The sequence below is a fragment of the Bacteroidota bacterium genome (assembly GCA_016699695.1).
Classification (GTDB): Bacteria; Bacteroidota; Bacteroidia; order Bacteroidales; family UBA10428; genus UBA10428.
Genome location: CP065006.1, coordinates 2,634,060 through 2,655,460, shown reverse-complemented (window position 1 = coordinate 2,655,460; position 21,401 = coordinate 2,634,060). Strand labels below are relative to the sequence as shown.

16 protein-coding genes and 1 tRNA gene are annotated in these 21,401 nt (G+C 39.1%); 8 read left to right on the top strand and 9 right to left on the bottom strand.

Annotated elements, in window-relative coordinates; translation table 11 throughout:
• Positions 1-168 precede the first annotated feature (168 nt).
• The 3 genes from IPM71_11220 to IPM71_11210 are packed head-to-tail and all read right to left on the bottom strand — an operon-like array spanning position 169 to position 3,510.
• Positions 169-1,353, bottom strand: coding sequence for a SpoIIE family protein phosphatase (locus IPM71_11220; protein QQS50160.1), 1,185 nt, complete (start codon positions 1,351-1,353; stop codon positions 169-171).
• A 30-nt stretch (positions 1,354-1,383) separates the two neighbouring features.
• Positions 1,384-3,252 (bottom strand): 4Fe-4S binding protein, encoded by a 1,869-nt coding sequence (locus tag IPM71_11215; GenBank protein QQS50159.1) that lies wholly within the window; start codon positions 3,250-3,252, stop codon positions 1,384-1,386.
• Positions 3,253-3,255: 3 nt separating this feature from the next.
• Entirely contained in the window at positions 3,256-3,510 is a 255-nt protein-coding gene (locus tag IPM71_11210) for an NAD(P)H-dependent oxidoreductase subunit E (GenBank protein ID QQS50158.1), read from the bottom strand.
• Positions 3,511-3,636: 126 nt separating this feature from the next.
• Here IPM71_11210 and IPM71_11205 point away from each other — a divergent pair, with 126 nt between their 5' ends.
• Positions 3,637-4,263 carry a redox-sensing transcriptional repressor Rex gene (locus tag IPM71_11205; GenBank protein QQS50157.1) on the top strand — a complete coding sequence of 209 codons (627 nt, stop codon included), beginning with the start codon at positions 3,637-3,639 and terminating at the stop codon, positions 4,261-4,263.
• 1 nt (position 4,264) lies between these two features.
• Here the strand turns inward: IPM71_11205 and IPM71_11200 are convergent, their stop codons facing one another.
• The 6 genes from IPM71_11200 to IPM71_11175 all read right to left on the bottom strand — a co-directional run bounded on the left by IPM71_11200 (position 4,265) and on the right by IPM71_11175 (position 11,093).
• Positions 4,265-5,293, bottom strand: coding sequence for a glycosyltransferase family 2 protein (locus IPM71_11200; GenBank protein ID QQS50156.1), 1,029 nt, complete (start codon positions 5,291-5,293; stop codon positions 4,265-4,267).
• 24 nt (positions 5,294-5,317) lie between these two features.
• Positions 5,318-6,223: a lysophospholipid acyltransferase family protein gene (locus IPM71_11195; GenBank protein ID QQS50155.1), complete on the bottom strand. Its 906-nt coding sequence runs from the start codon at positions 6,221-6,223 to the stop codon at positions 5,318-5,320.
• 12 nt (positions 6,224-6,235) lie between these two features.
• Positions 6,236-7,030 carry an inositol monophosphatase gene (locus tag IPM71_11190; protein ID QQS50154.1) on the bottom strand — a complete coding sequence of 265 codons (795 nt, stop codon included), beginning with the start codon at positions 7,028-7,030 and terminating at the stop codon, positions 6,236-6,238.
• 106 nt (positions 7,031-7,136) lie between these two features.
• A complete protein-coding gene (gene ppk1 / locus IPM71_11185; protein QQS50153.1) occupies positions 7,137-9,197 on the bottom strand; it encodes a polyphosphate kinase 1 in 2,061 nt (686 codons plus the stop codon).
• Positions 9,198-9,227: 30 nt separating this feature from the next.
• Entirely contained in the window at positions 9,228-9,743 is a 516-nt protein-coding gene (locus IPM71_11180) for a histidine phosphatase family protein (GenBank protein QQS50152.1), read from the bottom strand.
• A gap of 18 nt (positions 9,744-9,761) precedes the next feature.
• Positions 9,762-11,093, bottom strand: coding sequence for a PhoH family protein (locus IPM71_11175; GenBank protein ID QQS50151.1), 1,332 nt, complete (start codon positions 11,091-11,093; stop codon positions 9,762-9,764).
• A gap of 136 nt (positions 11,094-11,229) precedes the next feature.
• On the opposite strand from IPM71_11175, the gene IPM71_11170 reads away from it, so the two are divergent.
• From IPM71_11170 to IPM71_11140, 7 genes are all read left to right on the top strand, one after another.
• Positions 11,230-11,751: a nitroreductase family protein gene (locus IPM71_11170; GenBank protein ID QQS50150.1), complete on the top strand. Its 522-nt coding sequence runs from the start codon at positions 11,230-11,232 to the stop codon at positions 11,749-11,751.
• A gap of 79 nt (positions 11,752-11,830) precedes the next feature.
• Entirely contained in the window at positions 11,831-13,126 is a 1,296-nt protein-coding gene (locus tag IPM71_11165; GenBank protein ID QQS50149.1) for a bifunctional folylpolyglutamate synthase/dihydrofolate synthase, read from the top strand.
• A gap of 56 nt (positions 13,127-13,182) precedes the next feature.
• A tRNA-Val gene (locus IPM71_11160) sits at positions 13,183-13,257 on the top strand.
• 241 nt (positions 13,258-13,498) lie between these two features.
• Positions 13,499-17,569: a response regulator gene (locus tag IPM71_11155; GenBank protein ID QQS50148.1), complete on the top strand. Its 4,071-nt coding sequence runs from the start codon at positions 13,499-13,501 to the stop codon at positions 17,567-17,569.
• A 145-nt stretch (positions 17,570-17,714) separates the two neighbouring features.
• The gene (locus tag IPM71_11150; GenBank protein ID QQS50147.1) at positions 17,715-19,862 is read left to right on the top strand and encodes an MBL fold metallo-hydrolase; all 2,148 of its coding nucleotides are present in this window, start codon (positions 17,715-17,717) and stop codon (positions 19,860-19,862) included.
• Between the two features lie 46 nt (positions 19,863-19,908).
• Positions 19,909-20,913, top strand: a complete 1,005-nt coding sequence (locus tag IPM71_11145; protein ID QQS50146.1) for a hypothetical protein — start codon at positions 19,909-19,911, stop codon at positions 20,911-20,913.
• 184 nt (positions 20,914-21,097) lie between these two features.
• A complete protein-coding gene (locus tag IPM71_11140) occupies positions 21,098-21,358 on the top strand; it encodes a hypothetical protein (protein QQS50145.1) in 261 nt (86 codons plus the stop codon).
• Positions 21,359-21,401: the final 43 nt, after the last annotated feature.

The window sequence follows — 21,401 nt, the reverse complement described above, 5'->3', positions numbered from 1 at the left end:
ACAATTAAGTGATACCACCAATAACATCCCCTTAGAGTCAATCGTATATTTGTACATAGAAACATCAATCGAAAAGGGATAACATTTCATAGTTTCATGTAGGGTTTAGTTGGATTTAGGTTGAAAGAGACTGCTCATCGCGAGTGGTCTCTTTTTTTTCATCCCAGACTAAAAGAAATTAATAACTACCTTCTTCAGAAATTTTTCTTCCAGTTGGTAAGCTATCCGCTTCACCACCGTTCTTCTGATTTCGAGGTCAACATTGATAGATGGGTCCTGATGGGCAATGTTGATGCGGGTACCGACAAAAAATCGAATTTCGTCGCTTTCGGTAATCAGTTTCACTACCTGATCAGCAGGACCACGCCCCAACTTAGTATTGTTATTGTAGGTTTCGAGAATAAGCTCCACCTTGCGTAAGGTAAGAATACCTTCGGTGAAAAGATCAATGCCTTCAATATAAGATAAAGGCGGAAGGTCGGGATCGGCAAACTCCTGGCCATCTTTCACGGTAAGTTTGCCTTCGCGGGCAATAATATCGCCGGTGGTTGCACCCATCACTATTTTACTGCCTTCAAACTCGATTACACGCTGTGCAAAACCAGCATCATCAGTCTTGTGGTAAGGTGGTCCTGTGCAAATAAGCAGTACACGGGGTTCGCGAAGGTACACAACTCCGCAACTGATATCGTCTTTCGATTGAAACCCATCGTTTCGAAAAGCTGTGCTAATAATTCTTGAGGCCAGTTGGCGCGCCGAAATCTGAGGATAGCGCTTGGACATATCGACGCTAAATTTACCTACCTCTTCTATACCCCATCCAAAGGGATACCTGGGAGTTCCTAAACCCGACTGAGTCACACCATCGGATGTAAACACTATGCGATCGCCCAGTTTACCCTTAAATGTACAAACCCTTAACTTCTTGCCACAATTCCGCTCACTTTCCAAAACAATGGATTGTCTTTGGAGAGGCATGATTTCGCGATGACGGATGACAAGTGTTTCTGGGTTATCGTATTCGAGTATAGTAATAGTGCCATCGTAATTCATATCGATGACCGTAAAAGTGGCATAGCTAATCTTCCGCTCACTGCATTCAGGAAGTGTATTCATGATTATTTCGGCAGTACGGCCTGGTTCTTTATGCTCTTTGGTAAAATTAAGAGCCATGGTTGCAGTAAGCGTAGCCAATACGCTGGCTTTCACTCCGTGCCCCATTCCATCGGAAAGAACAACCACAATCCGGTTTTCTTCCTTTACCTTGCCGGCCAGAAACACATCACCACAGATACGTTCGCCCTCATGGTTTTTTTGTTGACAATCGATTTCTATAAAAAATTTCTCTGCCATTGAATGCTCATAGTTGAAATTAAGTTTAGATCATTGAGAAATTTTTCCCTGATTGTCTGTGTAGATTTTCATTATTGAGTTTAGCATACGTTCAATATCGGAAGCTCCCTCACCAAGCAGGAAACCTATCTGCTGCACCATCGAAAGGTTTTTATCGATTACCTCAGAAACCCTTTTCAACACTTCTGCCTTTTGTACCTCTGGCGCGCTCATATCGCGCACAATGGCTCCGGCCACCTGATTTTCTCGAATGGGGAAAATGGATAAATTAAGCAATAAATTATCATGTTGCACATCGCGGCCGTCAATGCTTTCACCTTCGGTGAGTACGTAGGAAAAGAGTTTACAAATATCTTCTTTAAAAATCTTATGCAAATCAGCACCTTTGAGTCCAGGAATCACTTCGCTGATTTCTTCTACCTCATCACCCAATATCGAACAAAAGGTTTTATTGGCTTTTAAAATGCTCATCCGATAGTCTACAAACACAATTCCAGCCCTTAGTTTTTCGAGCATGGCGTCGGTCAGATCAGAGGCCTGTTGGGCTGTATCGTGCTCGGAGCGCACTTCTTCTTCCTTCTCATTGAGAGCCTGCCGGGTTGCTGCCAGCTTTTCGTTTAACTCCTTTAAGGTTGAACTGTAATTTTTACTGGTTTTAATCGAATAGGTTGAACACATTTCAGGAATGACAATGCCTTTGGTCAGGTTTAAAACAAACTCCTGGCAGGTGGAATAGCCACATTGTCCGCAATTAATATTTGGATTCTGCTTCCAACCCATCGATTCTAGGGTTTTTTGAATAGCCTCTTCAGGTGGTTCCGGTATGCGCTGGTTGTTTGGTTTGAATTCTCTGCTTAAATCGAGTGAGAGGTAAGTCTGAAGGTTATCATACCACTCTGATCGAAAAAAATTTGTGAGCCGCTTATTGGCATATTTAATCACTAAGTGCTCTTTAAACAGCTTGTTGCCTCTTCCTGTAATACCTGGCCCGGAGAGCGAATTTCCATAAGTAACGTGAATATGCTTGTGTATAACATTCACATTCTCTTCGAACTCATCGATTGACTCGAGCATCTCTTTCTTCCCTTCCACAGCAGCTACTTCTCCTGTGAGCAGATTCTCGTCGATATCGGCAGCTTGGAGAAATCCATTGCGTATAGGATACAAACTACCTTTATAGCCAATTGGGCCATCGAACTCGGAAAATTCTACTGTACGTTCGGCAATTTTCATATCGTCGAAAAGTTGACGCAATTCTGGAAATGTTAACACCACATCTACCTTACCATCGGGTGGCGATTGCAAGGCTACATCTTTGCTGGCAATGTCGGGACCAATGTAAATTACCTGAATATCGTTTCCGTATTTTTTTCGAACTACCTTGGCTGTAGCAATCATGGGTGGAACAAAAGGAGCCAGATTACTCACCAGGTTTGGATGGTATTTCTCAACGAAGGCTACTACTACCGGGTCGCAGGATGAAATATAATACCGTCCTTTAAAATCGCTAAACAAATTGAGGTATTTATAGGCCAGTAAATCCACCCCAAAAGAAACTTCATTCACATAGTTAATGCCCATGGATTTAATCATTTGCACAAACTTTCTGTAATCCGAAACATCATGAAACTCGGCACAAATACTGGGGGATACGATAGCTACTTTAATTCCCTTGGTTTTTAGCACCAGCCTGGCACTTTCAATGGAACTCCGGTACGAAATTGCTTTTGGTACGCAGGTAGTAATACAATCGCCACAACCTATGCATTGTTTATTTTGGATAATAGGCGATGGCTTATCGACATCGGCACGAATTGCTTTCACCGGGCATATGCGCACGCATGTGTAGCAATTGGTGCACTTTTTTGGATCGATTAATACAAGGGGAGTAGCAGCCATAATTTATAAAAGATCTTTCAGGTTAGTATCCAGAATCTCGCACACATTATCCTTGTTAATTCCATGAATCACTTTTCCTCCTACTTGTATATTAGGGCCTTTGAGACACTCTTTCGTACAATGATCGCCACTAAACGATATTTTATCCTCTAGTTTTTTAGCCATGAGGTAACGCCTAATTACGGCTACAAGCTCGTGATTACCGCGGGAGAAGCAGGAACTACCCAAACAGATTTTTATTGGAATTTTATTGATCATAAAATTCATTTTAGGTTAAATTAATAAAAAAATCCGGCTTCCACATTTTGTTATGAAAATAACAATATACTATCAATGAGTGAATGATAATTCTTATTTTTGTGAAATACCATTGTGCATACCTGGATGAAAAAATTACCCGAAAAAACAGTAGAACGGCTAAGTCAATACCGCCGGGCTCTTTACAACTGTTTAAACAATGGAAAGACCCGGATCTATTCGCATGAACTGGCAAACCTACTTAATATTACTGCTGTTCAGGTAAGACGCGATATCATGTTTATAGGTTATTCGTCGAGCCAGCGAAAAGGTTATAAAGTTGATGAACTAATTGAGGTAATAAGCCGGATTATTGACACCCAGGATCCATTAAATGTGGCAGTAGTAGGATATGGTAATCTTGGCAAGGCAATAACCACCTATTTTCTTGGAAATCGTCCTCAACTGAACCTGGTGGCAGCTTTCGACATCGACCCCAAAAAAATTGGGATATCGGTCAACAACATACCCTGTTATTCGATAGACCGTCTGAGGGAAATAATTGCAATGAAAGACATCTCCATTGCTATACTCACGGTACCCACCCAATCGGCACGAGACATGGCTAAGGTATTGGTAAGCACCGGCATAAAAGGCCTTCTGAATTTCACAACAGTAAATCTGAACCTCGAGAAAGACATTTACCTCGAAGAATACGATATGATTACCTCGTTAGAGAAAGTTGCCTATTTTGTGAAACACCGCGAAGAATAGCCTACAAGTTCTGTTGATAGTAGCCGAAAGTATGTTTTTTGCGCACAATAAATGTAAAAACCATACTGCCTTGGAAAATTTGTCCTACACCAGATACTTTTTCCTTTTTATCAAAGGCTACTCTTTTTTTGTGGTTGGAATAGGCACTCAGGTAAAACCTTACATGCGCCCTAAAAACAGCCCAAAAAAAGCTGAATGAGAATTTCGAGAGGTATACCAGTGACGAAGCCCCATCGAGCATCATTCGCATAATAAGTATCGGTATAAGTTTGCGGCGGGGAAGATTTTTCTGTAGCAGGTACAAACTGTTACGGTAGTTAAAATACAACTTCCGCGGATTGTTATTGGGCAGTGTACCTCCACCTACATGATACACCTTAGAAACCGGAAGGGCAAATACCGAATAACCCAGTCGTTTAAGCCGCCAGCAGAGATCGATTTCTTCCATGTGCGCAAAAAAATCGGCATCGAGACCGCCGGCTTCATGATAAGCCGCTGATCTTACAAACATACAAGCTCCCGAGGCCCAGAATATCTCTATTGGAGCATCATACTGACCATGGTCCTCTTCAATATTACTTAAAATACGACCACGGCAAAAAGGAAAACCAAAGCGGTCGATGTAGCCTCCAGCTGCCCCGGCATACTCGAAATGACTGGTATGATCGTAGGAAAGTATTTTTGGCATAGCAGCAGCTACCTGAGGGTGCTGGTCCATAAATTCCAGAACAGGCTGATACCAATTTTTGGTAACCTCCACATCGGAGTTTAGCAACACAAAATACTCGCTTTCGATCTGCTCAAGAGCCTTGTTGTAACCTCCGGCATAACCAAAATTCTCATCGAGTTGAATAAGCCTGATATTCGGATAATTGCTCACAAGAAATTCTACTGATTGGTCGCTGGAGTTGTTATCTGCCACCACAAGGCTGATACCAGGGGCCATAGTATGCTGAATAAGCGAAGGCAGAAACTTTTTAAGAAAATTTATGCCGTTCCAGTTGAGTATGACTACCGAGAGTTTATCCATCGGGTATTGTTCTGAGATAATAATTTATTTTTTACCGCGTGCCCTCTCCATAATCTTCTCTACATCTGCTTTGGTATATTTCCAACGCTTATGGGACCAAAGATAATATTCCGGCTGAGATTTTATTTGGTTTTCGAGAACGGAGTAAAAAAGAGTTGACACTTCATTCTCTGCAGTTTTTGATGCGTTTTCAGTAATTAAAACAGGAAAAACACGATAATAACCCCTTTTTACAGGAACTACCTGAAGGTAGATTACTGCTGTATCGAATTTCTGAGCCATTTTTTCCGGACCGAGAATTATTGGTGTATCCTGGTTCATAAAAGTCAGCCAGAGTTTAATTTCTGCTGGAGTGGGCCGTTGATCTCCAACGAGCAGAAGAGCAAAACGATCGTTGTTTTGCCTGCATCCGACAGCCTCTTTAAAAGTATTACGTAGTGGCACCGCCTGGCTACCAAAGCGTGTGCGCATAAAAATAAAATACCGATCGAATGTTTTATTCATTAAGGGTTTGTAAACACCGATTGTTCGGTAGGGAACCTGGTTCCAGGCACTTCCTGTCCATTCCCAATTGGCATAATGGCCCATCATGATTATAAGGTCTTTTCCTTTCTCAAATAGTTTATGATATACTTCAACTTGTTCAAAAACATACCTTTTTTGAGCCTCGGTTGCCGACATGCGATAAATGCTTTCCATAAAAATATCGCACAAGTGGAGATAAAAGCGTTTTGCAATTTTAACAATTTCAGATTCTGTTTTCTCCGGGAAGGCATTTCTTAAATTTCTTAGCACTACCTTTTTGCGGTACTTTAACACATGCCAAATCAGCCAATGTAATACCCAGGCGAAGGCCTGCAGCATCCAAAGCGGCAAACTACCCAACAGCCATAATGGAGAAAGAATAATTTTATCTTTAAAAGTAAGCATGGAAGAATGGCTTTATTGTTTCATCATTCTGTTCAAATTGTCGGAAAGTTCTTCCCATATCAGGGCATTGGAAGCTATCAGCTCTTTTCCGAATAAAAAATCATTGCCCTTCGAAAAATCAGAGACCTTCCCACCTGCCTGTTGTACAATGTAAGCTCCTGCAGCCACATCCCAGGCTTTGAGATTATACTCGTAAAAGGCATCGTAACGCCCGCAGGCCACATAGGCCAGGTCGGCAGCAGCCGATCCGAGGCGACGCACACCGTGCGAATGATGAAAGAAAAACTCGAGGGTATGCATAAAACGATCGAGCAGACCGAAGCTGGCATAGGGAAAGCCAGTAGCAATTAGGGCATCTTTCACTTTGGCACAAGAACTCACTTGTATTTCGCGGCCATTTAAAAAGGCTTTTGAATTGTTAAAGGCATAAAAGCATTCATCGGCAGCAATTTCGTAAACAACGCCTCCGATAAGGTTTTTGCCTTTGCGTAAACCCACGCTCACACAATAGGGTGGGGCTCCGTGTATGAAATTGGTAGTACCATCGAGTGGATCAATTATCCAGCTATATTCCTGATCCTCGTAACTGCTTGTACCTTCTTCGGCAATAAAGCCACTGCCGGGAATAATCTGCGCTAGACCAGCAACAAGTTCTTCTTCAGAGGCTTTATCGACATGGGTTACAAAATCGTTATTTCCTTTTTGCTGTATGCTGGATGCTTGAAACAATTCCCGCTCTTTGCGGATGTAATTGCCTACGGAGGTTACCAGACGAAGGGTTTGGTCCTGGATAAGGTTAAAATCCATTGAAAATAAAGTTTGCGCAAAAATAAAACTTTCGGCAGGCTTTCTGTTAAAATCTGAATTTTTCGTACAGCTTTTTGATGTAAATATGCAAGATTCCAGAAACTGGCTACTCCTCTAGCTTGTTCCGATAATAGTCGTACAATGCAAACTGACTCCGGATGTGTTGAGAGGGATGTGTTTCGACATAGCTATTCTGCTGCTCTTCATCGATAACCCGTGCCTTGATATTGTCGTTATGTTGTATTTCCAACAAATCGTCTATCTCTTTTTGCAGGGCTTTGTCGTAAATAGGGGTAGCTACTTCGATACGCCTGTCGAAGTTGCGCCCCATCCAGTCGGCCGAAGAGATAAAATACATAGGATTGCGGTTGTTGCAAAATACCATGATACGGGCATGTTCCAGAAATCGGTCGATTATGCTTATTGCTTTTATATGTTCACTTTTGCCCGGCACACCAGGCTTTAGCGAGCAAATGCCCCGAACATTTAAGGTGATTTTTACCCCGGCATTGTTGGCTTCGTAAAGTTTCTCAATGATTTCGCGGTCGACCAGGTTATTAATTTTAAGAATAATGTATGCATCCTTGCCAGCTTTAGCGTTAGCTATTTCATTATCGATGAACCGATAAAACCTCCGTCGCATGTAAAGAGGCGATACCAGCAAATGTTTGTAGCTCTGGTTGCGATAAGTATGTTCGAAAAATTCAAATAGCTTTTTAACTTCACTTGTAATTCTCTTATCGGCTGTGAGAAGCATGAGGTCGGAATAAACAGCTGAATTTCCTTCGTGAAAGTTACCTGTGCTAACGCAGGAATAATAAACCGTGCGGTTATTTTCGCGCCTCGCAATAGATACCAATTTGGCATGTACTTTTAGATTTGGAAAACCAAAGTAGATGCTAGCCCCGACTTCTTCCAGTCTGCGCGACCAATAAATATTGGTTTCTTCGTCGAAGCGTGCCTGCAATTCGATTACCACATTTACCTTTTTTCCATTCTCACAGGCATTGACAAGGGCATTCATTACCTTCGAATTGCGGGCTACACGGTAAATGGTAATGGATATTTCCTTCACGTTCGGATCGATGGAGGCTTCCTGAAGCAAGGAGATGAAAATATTAAAATCCTGGTATGGCATATGAAGCAATAAGTCCTTCTTACGCATTACCTCCAGAATACTTGTGTAGTCTTTTACTTCGGGATGCCCTAGCGGTTGAGCGCGAGAGTAAACCAGTGAATTGGGTCCGATATTCGGGAAAGCCATGAAATCTTTAAAATTGTGATACCTGGCACCCGGAATAAGGTTATTGTCCGTATCGAGGCCTAACCGGTCAATAATAAATTCGAGTAGGTCTTTTGCAATGCTGGCATCAAATAAAAATCGAACAGGCTGTCCGGTTTTTCGACCCAACAAACTTTTCGATATTTTTTCGAGAAAACTCTGCGACACATCGTTATCGACATCAAGTTCTGCATCACGCGTAAGCTTGATGGTCCAGGCCTCGAAGGTGTCGAAATGAAGGATGGAAAAAACTTCTTTGAGCGAAAAACGAATGATATCTTCTACAAGAATAATATAATTGCCCTCTTTATCTGCAGGCATCTGCACAAAACGAGGAAGAATGCCTGACGGAATTTCAATGAGGGCATACTCCAATTGAGAAACATCGGCCGAATTGGTAAGTTTAATGGCCAGATAAATTGAATGGTCTTGTAAGTAAGGAAATCCCTGTATATTGTGTAGCATAATTGGCGAAATCACCGGCCTTACCTTTTCTTTAAAATATTGCCTTACAAAAACCTGTTGAGTTTCGGTGAGCTCAGTTTCGTTGATAATATAAATATGATGTTCTTCCAGTTCGTCGAGTAAGGTATTAAAGGTTGTTTCGAAAAGATTCTGAAGCTGAATTACCTGTTTTTGAATGATAGCCATCAGGCGTTTTGGCCTGATACCTTCCACGCGCTGCTCACCTTGTTGCACATCAATCATTCTCTTAATAGTAGCAACCCGAACCCGGAAGAATTCATCGAGGTTATTCGAAAAAATACCCAGAAATCTAAGTCTTTCGATTAGAGGCACATTTTTATCGGCCGATTCTTGCAGCACCCTGTGGTTAAAGGATAACCAGCTAAGTTCACGGTTAATAATATGTGTGGTTTTTGACATTTGTATGTGACAGAATTTTTCTTGTTTACTCTATTTTTCGTTATTTACTTCCTTCCGGGGAAATTCAAATGATGTTTCCATTAATTTTTCGGCCGAAATATTATTCCAATTGTCGGCTTTAAATTTGATCCGGCACATGCCGCAAGTGGGGAGTTCCTCAATGGGCTGGCCACTTAAGATGGTAACAAGGTCCGAAAAATCAGGGTTATGGCCAAAAATCATAAGATTACGTACTTCTATTGGCTGATCTGAAATTACCTTGCGAATTGCACCTACACCTGTTGCGTAAAGCCTTTCGTCGATAACAAGTTGTGTGAACTTCATTTCAAACACACGTAAAAAGATTAAAGCCGTGTGCAGTGCCCTGTTTGCAGGGCTCGATACAATGCGTTCCGGAACAGCCCTGTCAATCTTGATTCGCCTGGCAATTTCGTAGGCATCACGTATGCCTTTCAATTTAAGTGGCCTGTCAATATCTGCAATACCTTCGAGGTCCCAGCTCGATTTGGCATGCCGAACTATATACAATAAACGATTAGTTGACATACAGGATGACTTTTTAAATTATAATAGGTTACTAGCCAGTTCTGCCAGGTAGCTTCTCTCGCCTTTTATCAGGTTGATGTGTGCAAATACATCTTGACCGATCATTTTATCAGTAAGGTACGATAGTCCGTTCGATTTCATATCGAGGTAAGGAGAATCGATCTGTTCGATATCGCCGGTAAAAACCATTTTTGTTCCCTCTCCTGCCCTTGTGATTATGGTTTTAATTTCGTGGGGAGTCAGGTTCTGAGCTTCGTCGACAATAAAAAACACATTCGAAAGGCTGCGTCCGCGTATAAAAGCCAGCGGGGTAATGATTAGTTTTTCGCCCTTCACCATTTCCTCAATCTTCTGATAATCTTTGCTGGTTGGACTGAACTTGTTTTTAATGACATCGAGGTTATCAAAAAGAGGCAACATGTAGGGCCCTATTTTCTCCTTGGCATCGCCTGGCAAAAAGCCAATGTCTTTGTTCGACAGCGGCACAATGGGTCTTGCAAGAAATATCTGACTATATTTCTGACGCTGAGCTACAGCGGCGGCAAGGGCTAAAAGTGTTTTACCCGTTCCGGCTTTCCCGGTAATAGTCACCAGTTGAATTTCGTCACGACAAAGGCAATCGAGGGCAAAGGTCTGTTCGGCATTGCGGGGTTCGATGCCATACACTTTTTGTTTCAATACCCTGTCGAAAGCCTTTAGGTAAGGGTTGTAATGCACCAGCGCACTGGAGCGGGCTCCCTTAAGAATAAAATACTGATTGGGTTTGGGCGCAATTTTACCAGCCACGTCTTTTACCTGAATACCCTCTGTTTCTTCGTACACTTTTGAGATAACCTCGTCACTTACTCCTTCAAGGGTATTGATTCCTTTATAAAACTCCTCGAGGTTCTGAACCTTATCGCTCTCGTAGTCGGCCGCCATGACACCAATGGATTTGGCCTTCATGCGTAGATTAATGTCTTTGGTTACAAGGGTAACCTGGTGATTAGGTTTTGAGATGGAAATACTCTCGGCAATGGCAAGAATACGGTGATCGGGAGTCATTTCCGGAAAGGAAACCCTTAGTTTTTCAGAGAAGGGCTTGCCGGTTTCGATGGTTAGATTACCAAGTTTTTTACCAAGTGTTACACCTCCGTTAAACAGATTATCGCCCGATAGCTTGTCTAGTTCGCGCGTAAACTCCCGGGCATGAAAATTTATCAGGTCGTTCCCCTTTTTAAATTTATCAAGCTCTTCCAATACAGTAATTGGTATTACTATATCGTTTTCCTGGAAATTATAGATACACTTATAATCGTGCAGTAGCACGTTGGTATCAATTATAAAAATTTTCTTCTGTTTGCGTGCCATATAATTCTGTAATATTACAATACTCTTCTGGGTACCAATAAAAGGGCTTCTGAGCTTTTTGAAACGAATTAAATATAATTAAATTATTTCTTTTATTTTTTACCGTTCTATACATTTATGAACCATCTACAATACCATGGATTTATTTACAGCATTATTTAACCGCCGCAGTATCAGGAAATACACCACCGAAAAGGTTGAACACAACTTGTTGGTAAAAATTATCGAATGCGGTATGTATGCGCCCTCGGCAGTGAATAAACAACCCTGGCATTTTATTATTTTTCAGGATGCTGAAACCATCGAAAAGATAATTGAAGTACACCCCCATGCAGCCATGCTAAAGGAAGCTTCTGCCGGAATATTGGTTAGTTTTGATAAAAATCTTCAGCATGACGAAGGCTACGGACCTGTCGATTGTTCGGCTGCCACACAAAATATGTTGCTGGCTGCTCACGGCTTAGGATTGGGAGCCTGCTGGGTAGGTATTTTTCCCAGACAAAACCGGATTGATGCATTGCATAAACTCTTCTGCTTGCCTGAACATGTTGTTCCTTTCTCTGTTATTTCCATTGGACATCCAGCAAGTGCGGTCAAAAAAGTTGACAGATTCTTGCCAGAGCGTATTCATTATGAAAAATGGAATTCGTTGTCGTAAAAGGATAATTGAAACTTTTCAATGAGTTTTTCTCACCTTTAGGGCACGAGCCTACAAAATTATGTTTGATTGACTTAAAATGACTTACGAACAAATCCTTCACTACATGTTCGAGTCCCTGCCTATGTATCAACGCATAGGCAAAGCGGCTTACAAAGGCGATCTCGAAAATGCCTATGAGCTCGATAAATTTTCCGGATACCCCCATAAAGCCTATAAAACTATACATGTAGCAGGTACCAATGGGAAAGGGTCGGTAAGTCATATGTTGGCTTCCATCTTGCAGAAAGCCGGTTATAAAACAGGTTTGTACACCTCGCCTCATTTGCTCGATTTCCGTGAGAGAATCCGCATCAACGGAGAGATGATTGATAAGAAATACATCATTAAGTTTATCCAGCGTAATCAGTGCTTTTTCGAACTAATCAAACCATCCTTTTTCGAGATGACTGTGTTTATGGCTTTTAGCTATTTTAAAACAGAAGAGGTAGATGTGGCAATTATCGAAACAGGACTAGGTGGCCGACTTGACACTACTAATATTATTACTCCCATTGCATCGGTAATAACCAATATCGGAATGGACCATGAGCAGTTTCTGGGAAATACTATTAAGCTCATCGCAAAAGAAAAAGCAGGAATAATCAAACCAATGGTTCCTGTAATTATTGGTGAATCAACCAACGAATCGAAAGGGGTTTTCCATGCCCGTTGTTCGCTGATGGAGTCGCCTCTCATACAAGCCAACGAACAATACCGTTTTCTTTCGTCGCACCGCACCGACCGAAATACACAGCTAATACAAATAAAGAGTTCGCATGGGAACCTGGCTTATGAGACCGATCTCTTGGGCCATTATCAATATCAAAACTTAATAACCTGTCTCACCACCCTCGATGTAATTGCTGATAAATTTCCGGTTAACAACCATCATATCAGCGAGGGGTTTAGAACTGTGATGCAAACCACCGGATTGCAAGGAAGATGGCAAATATTCAGCACAAACCCGCTTACGGTATGCGATGTGGCCCATAACAAAGATGGACTTTGCCTGACCCTCGACCAGGTTTCGAAAACGAATTACAAGAAATTGCACATGGTCATAGGTTTTGTAAACGATAAAAATATTGCAGAAATACTGCCGCTTTTCCCTAAAGAAGCTATCTATTATTTTACCCGGGCCTCTATCGAACGTGCCGCGGACCCTCAGGAGATTATGAATCTTTCCTCAAACTTTGGGCTAAAAGGCCAGGTTTATGAGAATGTAGAAGCCGCCTGGTGCGATGCACAAAAAAATGCTGAAAAGGAAGATTTTATTTATATAGGCGGAAGCACCTTTGTGGTGGCTGATTTTTTGGCACTTCAAAAAAAATAGAAAAACTTTTTTATTGTAAAAATCTCTTTTATATTTGCACCCGCTTAATAGCACAAGGGCGATTAGCTCAGCTGGTTCAGAGCATCTGGTTTACACCCAGAGGGTCGGCGGTTCGAATCCGTCATCGCCCACAGAAGCTTTCAGATTTTCTGAGAGCTTTTTTTATTTGCGAATAAGTGTAAAGGTTTGCAATATTGTCTTGTAATTAGGGTTAAGTAAAAACCGTAACCTTTCTTCGGCCTGTAAAAGATTTATTACTCCAGGTTTAATTTAGCGCAGCGCTTTCACGAACGGAGAGAGTAACCCAGAGACTTCTAAAACCAGCCCATTCATGGATAGAAAAAAAATGAACTTTAGCCAATATTGAAAACCTTGCACAATAGAAAATACTTCTGGATAATCATACTACTTTACTGCAATTACAATATTCTATTTGCGCAGGATAAAGTATTCCAAAATAGGCAATTAGAAGGTTTGCCGTATATCGAAAACTTCTACGAAAAAGATTATAATGCATATTCTTCATGCTTTTCAATAACAGTTGCCCAAAATCATTTTATATATGTAGCAAATGGATTGGGCATTTTAGAATACGATGGGTACGATTGGCGGCTTATTCAATATGGAACGAATAAATCAATTATTAAAGCCAATGATAAAGGCGAATTATTTTTTCATGATTCGTACGAACGCAGAATAGGCTTGCTTCAACCCACCAATAGGTATGAATTTAAAGAAATTGTTTTGCTACATGACAGTACTGCTGTCTATAACGAACAAAACAAAAATATTCTTCTTAATGGAAAGGGCGTTTTTTTTATATCTGATTCACACATTGATTTTTGGGACGGAACAAAACTTAAATCGTGGCAAACAAAGAGTAAGTATGGTGCTTCGGCAGTTTTAAATGGCAATTTAATTGTTCAGGAAATAGGTAAAGGCTTATTAATTCTGAAAAACGACACCTTACTGCTTTATTATGAAGATACTTTTCTGAAAGAGAATACAATAGACTACATATTAGTTTGCGCTTCGGGCAAAATACTACTTTCTATCGAGGAAAAAGGTTTGTATTTGCTCGAAAACAAAAAGCTTACCCCATTTTCAACCTCCACGAAAAGCTATTCGAAAGGTATTGAGCTCAACAACGGCCAATTTTTATTTTTAGTTGGGCGAGATGGATTACACCTGATAGATGAAGGTGGAAACATTGTTCAGGTATTAAATGAATCGAATGGCTTGTGTAACGACAATGCGTCGGATTTATGCACTGACCATCAAGGGAATATCTGGGTTTCGACCATGAATGGCATAAGCAAAATTGAAAACAGCCAACCCTTTAGGTGGTTTAACAAAAACCACGGACTGCATGAACAAATTTGGCGCGTGGCTTCGTTTGAATCTGATTTTTATGTTTTTACAAGAAATCAATATTACCGATTAATTCCACCCCAACAATTTGCGCAAGAACCTAATAGTAAAAGTATAAACTTCCGTTTCGAACCCATTTTAAAAACTGCTTGCCACGATGCTTTGATTCATAATAACAAGTTATTGGTTACAGCATGTGAAGGTTTATTTGAGATTAATAAAAACAGGGCGGAAGCTCTCAATCTCTATAAAGAATTGCCTGAAGAGTATTTACACCAATTTCATGTTTCGAATTACGATAAAAACCGCATATTTATTATTACAGATGCTGGATTGGCCAGTTTATACAACAAAAATGGTTTAAGGGATGAAGGGATAATTAAGCCGATAATCGGAAATACTTTAGGGGATGATGAAAATGGAGATTTTTGGGTTGTTCAAAATGAAAATATCCTTCAGTATAAGCTAGTGAACAAAACAGACAACTCTATTCGTATAGAGAACCCCGAATGTGTAAAGTATAAGATTAATGATACTATCTTAAAAGCTTACTGGCGCAGTTTTTTCTCATTTTCCAACAATGTTTATGCTTCAACGCCTGGAAGGGTGTATATTTTTAATAAAAAAACAGGAGAGTTTATTATTGATAAAAAATTTGAGGGCTTACTTCTTAAAGATGAATGCCTCTCAGAAATTTTTTTGAATGATAAATCTGGAAATTTATGGCTTTCCATTGCCGATGCAAGTCAAAGGTATGACTACAGTACAAGAGTTGTAAATCTTATTGGCAATCGCTATGAGTTTGTTGAATTGGATTTGAATCGTATTGGTGGGACAGTTATCCACAGCATTTCGCAGGAAAGTGATAGTAGTTATTGGATTTGCACCAACTCCGGTTTAGCGCTTTATACAAAAGGAATTTCGGAAGCCATTCAAAATAGCGCAAACACTTACATACGCAAAGTTTTACTTAAAAACGATTCTACTCTTTACCTCCTTAATTCAAGAAATAAAGATGTTACCCAATCGATAAAATATGATAACAATAAGGTAGCATTTGAATTTACCCTTACTTCGTACATTGAAAAACATAAAAATAAGTTTCAATTTAAGCTCGAAGGTGCCGACAATGAATGGAGTGATTGGACTGAGAACAACAAAGTGAATTATGCAAGACTATGGGAAGGTGATTACTGCTTTAAGGTTCGTGGGCAAAACTACCTGGGACAAGTAAGTTCTGAAGATTATTTCAAATTTACTATTCTTCCACCTTGGTATCGTACCTGGTATTTATACTGTATTTACGTTTTAATATCGATTGCAATTGTTTTAATCATTCTTAGATGGAGGGTTTCGAAAATCAATAAGGCAAAACATTTGCTGGAGCAAAAAATTATTCAGCGAACTCAAGAACTTCATCAAAAAAACATTCAGCTCGAGAAGCAAACAACAGAACTAAAGGAATTAGACAAATTTAAGTCCAACTTTTTTGCAAATATCTCACATGAATTCCGCACTCCTTTAACATTGATTCTGGGTCCCTTGCATGAATTAATTAAAGAAGTAAAAGACGTAAAATTTAGCAATAGGTTGGCACTAATTAATAAGCATGCCGAAAAACTTAAAAATCAAATAAACCAAATACTCGAATTATCGCGATTCGAGATGCTAAAGGCAAAATCGAGTTTGGGTTTGTATAGCATAAACGAGGTGGTAAGCCAATTTACAGCTTCCTTCCACAGCCTGGCCGAAATAAAGAAAATTGATTTCAGAATAAGCCTTCTCCCCAGCGACATAAAATTCGTTTTCGATAGAGAAAAGATAGAAATTGTATTATCGAACCTATTATCAAACGCATTTAAATTCACACCCGATGGTGGAAAAATAGAAATATCGTTGGCATTGGAATCAAAACAAATTCATAAAAACAACAAAGTAGTTATTACAAATCAAGTCACAATTCAGGTTAAGGATACCGGAATCGGCATTCACAAAGAACAATTGCCATTTATTTTCTCCAGGTTTTACCAGGCCGATAGTTCCAGCACAAAAAAATACGAAGGCACCGGAATCGGCCTTGCATTGGTAAAGGAAATTGTTGAAATGCACCAGGGTAAGGTTGAAGCTCAAAGTGAAGAAGGCCTGGGAACAACAGTATTTGTTACCCTACCTGTAAAAACTGATGTGGATGATAAACTATTCAAAGAAAACTGTGTAGAAGGCAGTTCCATTTTGCCAGGATACAATGAGCAAACTGGAGTCATTCCGAATTTTAAGCCAGAAGTTGAACATTCCGAATCGGAAGAAATTGAACTCCGAAAGAATAAACCCATTGTTCTGGTTGTTGAAGACAACGATGACATGGCAGCATACATCGCCAATATGCTAGAAGGTAGTTACAAGGTAATTGTTGCAATGAATGGTCAATTGGGTTTAAAGGAAGCATTAAAATCAATGCCCGATTTGATAATATCCGATTTAATGATGCCCATAATGGATGGATTTCAACTGTGTTGCGAAATAAAGAAAGACATTTTAACCTGCCATATCCCAATAATATTATTGACAGCCAAGGCCGATATTGATACCAAAATTGATGGCTTACAAACCGGTGCAGATGATTTTTTAAATAAACCATTTGTAAAAGAGGAGCTTTTAATCAGGGTTAAAAACCTGATTAAACAGCGAATAGTGCTAAGAAAGAAATATGAAAAAAGAATATCAGTGCAACCACTTGAAGTTGAAACAGCATCGATGGATGAGCAATTTTTAAATACGGTGGCTCTGCAACTTGAAAAGAATTACTCAGATACGGAATATTCTGTAGAAAAATTAAGCGCCGAAATTGGCTTTTCGTATCGTAATTTTCATAGAAAAATAAAAGCATTAACCGACCAAAACCCATCTGTACTTATTTTAAACTTCAGGCTCGGGAAAGCTGCTCACTTAATAAGGCAAAAAGCAGCTTCAGTCAGCGAAATAGCCTATAAAACAGGTTTTAACGATCCTTCCTATTTTACCAAATGCTTTAAAAAACATTTTGGTTGCCTGCCAACTGAATTTGAGAATTAGTCGGTTTTCTATTCTGTAATCCTTTGACATATAGTAACTTCTTTAGTTGGCAGATAAGTGCCAGTAATTGGCATATTTGTCTTAAAGCTATTTTACGGCGCTAACTAAATTTGCTGCATAAAACCAATCCCTAAAATTGTTTATTATGAGTAAGAAATCAATTTTGCCAATCATCATGCTTGTTCTTTTTTCTTGCTTAGCCATTCAGGCGCAAGAGTTTTCGATGAAGGTAAACAACAATAACAGATCGTACCTTGTGCGTTTGCCTAATAACTACGATCCTTTACAAAAGATACCCTTACATATTTTTTTGCATGGCGGAAATTTTGCAAAAGAAGAAGCGGAATCAATCTATGGTTTTACCGAACATGCCGACACAAGTGGTTATATTCTTGTGTATCCACAAGGCTTAAATAAAAGCTGGAGTAGGGAAAATGATTTTGTGTTTATTTCCTCTCTAATCGACACCCTCACTAAAAACTTTGCTGTTGACAAACAACGGATTTATGTTTCGGGGCACTCAGCCGGGTGTATTTTGGTGAATCTATTGGCGTGTGAATTATCTCACAAAATAGCAGCTTTTGGAGATGTTGGCGGGTTTATGCTAAACAGTTACAGTAAATACTATAAACCGGTGCAACCTGTACCCTATGTTAAAATTCATGGCACCAGCGACGATGTTATACTCTATGCTGGCGATTCTGACATTATATCGGTCGATTCTGTAATCTCGTTTTATAAACATCATAATCATGCGCAATCATTAAAAGATTCTGTGGCCTTACCGGATATTGTAACAACAGACCATTCATCTGTGATAAAATATACCTATGGACAAGACAATTCGGAAATTGTATTTTACCAGGTTGTAGGTGGGGGACATGACGCACCTGATTGGAATGGAAATAATGAAATGGGATATACTAACCGCGATATAAATACCCCTGAAGTACTTTGGGATTTCTTTAAAAATCATGCCTTAAGTGGTGCAAAAGTTACCTTTATATCCAATGCCGGATTTTTAATTGAAAGCGGCAATAAAAAAGTGCTTATCGATGCCCTGTTCACCGAAGGATATGGATATTATACACCTCCTTCGACAAGCGTTATTGATAAGATTTGCAATGGAATTCCACCCTTTCATTCTGTCGATTTATTTTTAGTATCCCACGATCATGACGATCATTTTAAAGCATCTATTGTTTCCAGACAATTAAAAAACAACATCACTACACGCTTTGTATGCCCTAAAAATGTAGAAACCCAATTGAAAACAGAACCAGATTACAATAGTTTTAGCAGTAGAATTATAGTTTTAACAACCAATTATAATAAGCATGCAGATACATCAGCAAATGGCATACCAGTTAAGGTAATGCGTATGCAACACGATAATCGTCCAGAATTTGAAAACAACGGATACCTTTTTACAATTGATAATCTAAAAATACTTCATGTTGGGGATTATACCGGCGCTAAAATTTCTGATTTAGATACTTTCAATTTAAAAAATGAAAATATTGATATTGCTTTTTTAAACTACTACTGCTATTTTGGCGAGAGCGAAACTTACAATAAAGTTTTAGAAAGTATAAACGCTAAACACATAATCCTTTATCATATTGAGAATGGAGATCTGAAAGTGATGTCCGATTCAGTCTCCCAATTAAAAAACACCACATTTTTTAATACAACTTTCGAAAGTGCATACTACGGTGTTGATACCAGTTTTATAACTAATAAAGCGCCGGTTTTATTAAATCCAATTCCAGATACCATTGCTCACCTGGGGCAAAATATCAATATCAGAATAAAGGATAATGCCTTTTCTGATGATTACAACGATTTTCTGTTTTATGAAGCAAAATTAAGTAGCAATGGACATGATCTTCCTGAATGGCTCAAATTTAATTCCACTACAAAAACCTTTAGTGGTATTCCTCCAGTGGAAGAAAACCTTTCCATAAAAGTTACCGCAGTTGATTTGGCGGGGGCCTCCATTTCGGATATTTTTAGTCTAGAATTAACACTAACCAGTTCTAATGATATAAAGAATGAGACGGATAAAATCCAGGTTTTTCCAAACCCTGCTAGCAATACAATCCATATTAAATCTACCAACCCAGAAATTCAAATCGACAGTTACCAATTAATCGATATGAGTGGCAGAATGGTTATGCACAATAACTTAGATTCTGATGTGATAGACATTGCTGAAATAAAAAGTGGGGTGTATATGCTAAATCTGATTTCAGGCAGCGAAATTTATAGAGAAGTTGTACTAATTGAATAACATTCGCGTATATTAACGCCCTATAAAAGTTATAGCAATTAGGAATATGAAAAAACTACTACTCTATATTTTTATTATTGGGTTAATCATTAATTGTGATAATACTGATGAACCTCCAGTCAATAATAATACTTACTTGACTGAATTTGAAACTATTTGGAAAAACTTTGATTTGTATTATGTGTTTTTCGATTATAAAAATATTGATTGGACGGCTCAGTACAATCAATATTATCCTCAAATAGCAGATGATGTTTCTTATTCTGAATTTATCAGTATTGTAAATAACATGCTTGCCCCATTAGAAGATGTGCACGTGTGGATGAAAAAAAGTAATGGACAATTTGTGCAACCATATTTTCCTTCCTATAGTGTAAATTGGAACAATGAAATTTGGCAAAAATATATGTCAACCTTCAATTGGCATAGAGAAAATTCTTCATGGGGTTGGTTTAAACATGATTCTATTGGATATATTTCTATTTCGGAATGGAACAGAGATAAAATTTTAATAAAAGATTTCGATGCTGTATTAAACAGCATGAAAAATTGCAAGGGAATCATTCTTGATATACGAATGAATGGCGGCGGATATGGACCTCTTGCAGGCAGTATTGGTGGACGATTTGTAACTGACAAATTTGCTTGTGGTTATGTCCAAAACCGAAATGGAAAAAATCATAACGATTTCACCAATATGTCTCCAATAGAATATCCGAAAAGAGGTGAATGGCAATTTACTAAACCCATAATTTTACTAATAGGCAGGGGTTGTTTCAGCACATCTGAAATCTTCGCAGCAGGAATGACAAAATTAGCGAATTGCATTACAATTGGCGATACAACTGGGGGAGGGTTAAGTAATAGCAGACAGTTTACCTTACCCGATGGCACAGTTTATTCCGTTTCTGACCAATTAATTTTTGATACTGAAAAGAAAATAGTTGAATCTAGTGGCATTCCCCCACAAGTGCTTGTTAACTGGAATTCTGAAGATATAGAAAATGGTATTGATCCGGTTTTTGAATACGCATTAGATCTACTGAAATAAAAATAATAGATTGTGCGCCTAACTCACGTTAGCGAGCATGTTGGTCAATTTTTTTTGCAAGTGTCGTTAGCACCTAAAAAAAAAGGTTGGTGTAAAGTGACAGGAAATTAGCTTCTTATCGACGAATTAGGAAAGACACAGTGAAACTAAACTGCCAAGGTCAAAGACAGACGAATTGTGTATATTGAAAGAATTACCTTATGTAACAGTTATCGGTACAAATACTAAAGGGAAATTCTCCAATTCCATGAATTATACAATTGACGAAAACAAAGAGCTTTGGGGAACCCTTTCAAATCAAAGAATATATGACAGCAATAAGAAATGTTTTGAAAAAACTGGAATACCTGCAGATATTGAGATGATTAATACCTTAAATGATTTACAGAATAATGCTGACAAGTTAATTCTAAAAGCCATCGAAATATTAGATAACAAAGATTAACTAGTTCCTATCAAGGAAAAAAAAGCCCAATAAGAGGTTAGAA

Coding starts and splice junctions, on each gene's coding strand:
- IPM71_11220 (QQS50160.1), bottom strand. CDS start 1,353: ATGGCAGAGAAATTTTTTATAGAAATCGATTGTCAACAAAAAAACCAT.
- IPM71_11215 (QQS50159.1), bottom strand. CDS start 3,252: ATGGCTGCTACTCCCCTTGTATTAATCGATCCAAAAAAGTGCACCAAT.
- IPM71_11210 (QQS50158.1), bottom strand. CDS start 3,510: ATGATCAATAAAATTCCAATAAAAATCTGTTTGGGTAGTTCCTGCTTC.
- IPM71_11205 (QQS50157.1), top strand. CDS start 3,637: ATGAAAAAATTACCCGAAAAAACAGTAGAACGGCTAAGTCAATACCGC.
- IPM71_11200 (QQS50156.1), bottom strand. CDS start 5,293: ATGGATAAACTCTCGGTAGTCATACTCAACTGGAACGGCATAAATTTT.
- IPM71_11195 (QQS50155.1), bottom strand. CDS start 6,223: ATGCTTACTTTTAAAGATAAAATTATTCTTTCTCCATTATGGCTGTTG.
- IPM71_11190 (QQS50154.1), bottom strand. CDS start 7,030: ATGGATTTTAACCTTATCCAGGACCAAACCCTTCGTCTGGTAACCTCC.
- ppk1 (QQS50153.1), bottom strand. CDS start 9,197: ATGTCAAAAACCACACATATTATTAACCGTGAACTTAGCTGGTTATCC.
- IPM71_11180 (QQS50152.1), bottom strand. CDS start 9,743: ATGTCAACTAATCGTTTATTGTATATAGTTCGGCATGCCAAATCGAGC.
- IPM71_11175 (QQS50151.1), bottom strand. CDS start 11,093: ATGGCACGCAAACAGAAGAAAATTTTTATAATTGATACCAACGTGCTA.
- IPM71_11170 (QQS50150.1), top strand. CDS start 11,230: ATGGATTTATTTACAGCATTATTTAACCGCCGCAGTATCAGGAAATAC.
- IPM71_11165 (QQS50149.1), top strand. CDS start 11,831: ATGACTTACGAACAAATCCTTCACTACATGTTCGAGTCCCTGCCTATG.
- IPM71_11150 (QQS50147.1), top strand. CDS start 17,715: ATGAGTAAGAAATCAATTTTGCCAATCATCATGCTTGTTCTTTTTTCT.
- IPM71_11145 (QQS50146.1), top strand. CDS start 19,909: ATGAAAAAACTACTACTCTATATTTTTATTATTGGGTTAATCATTAAT.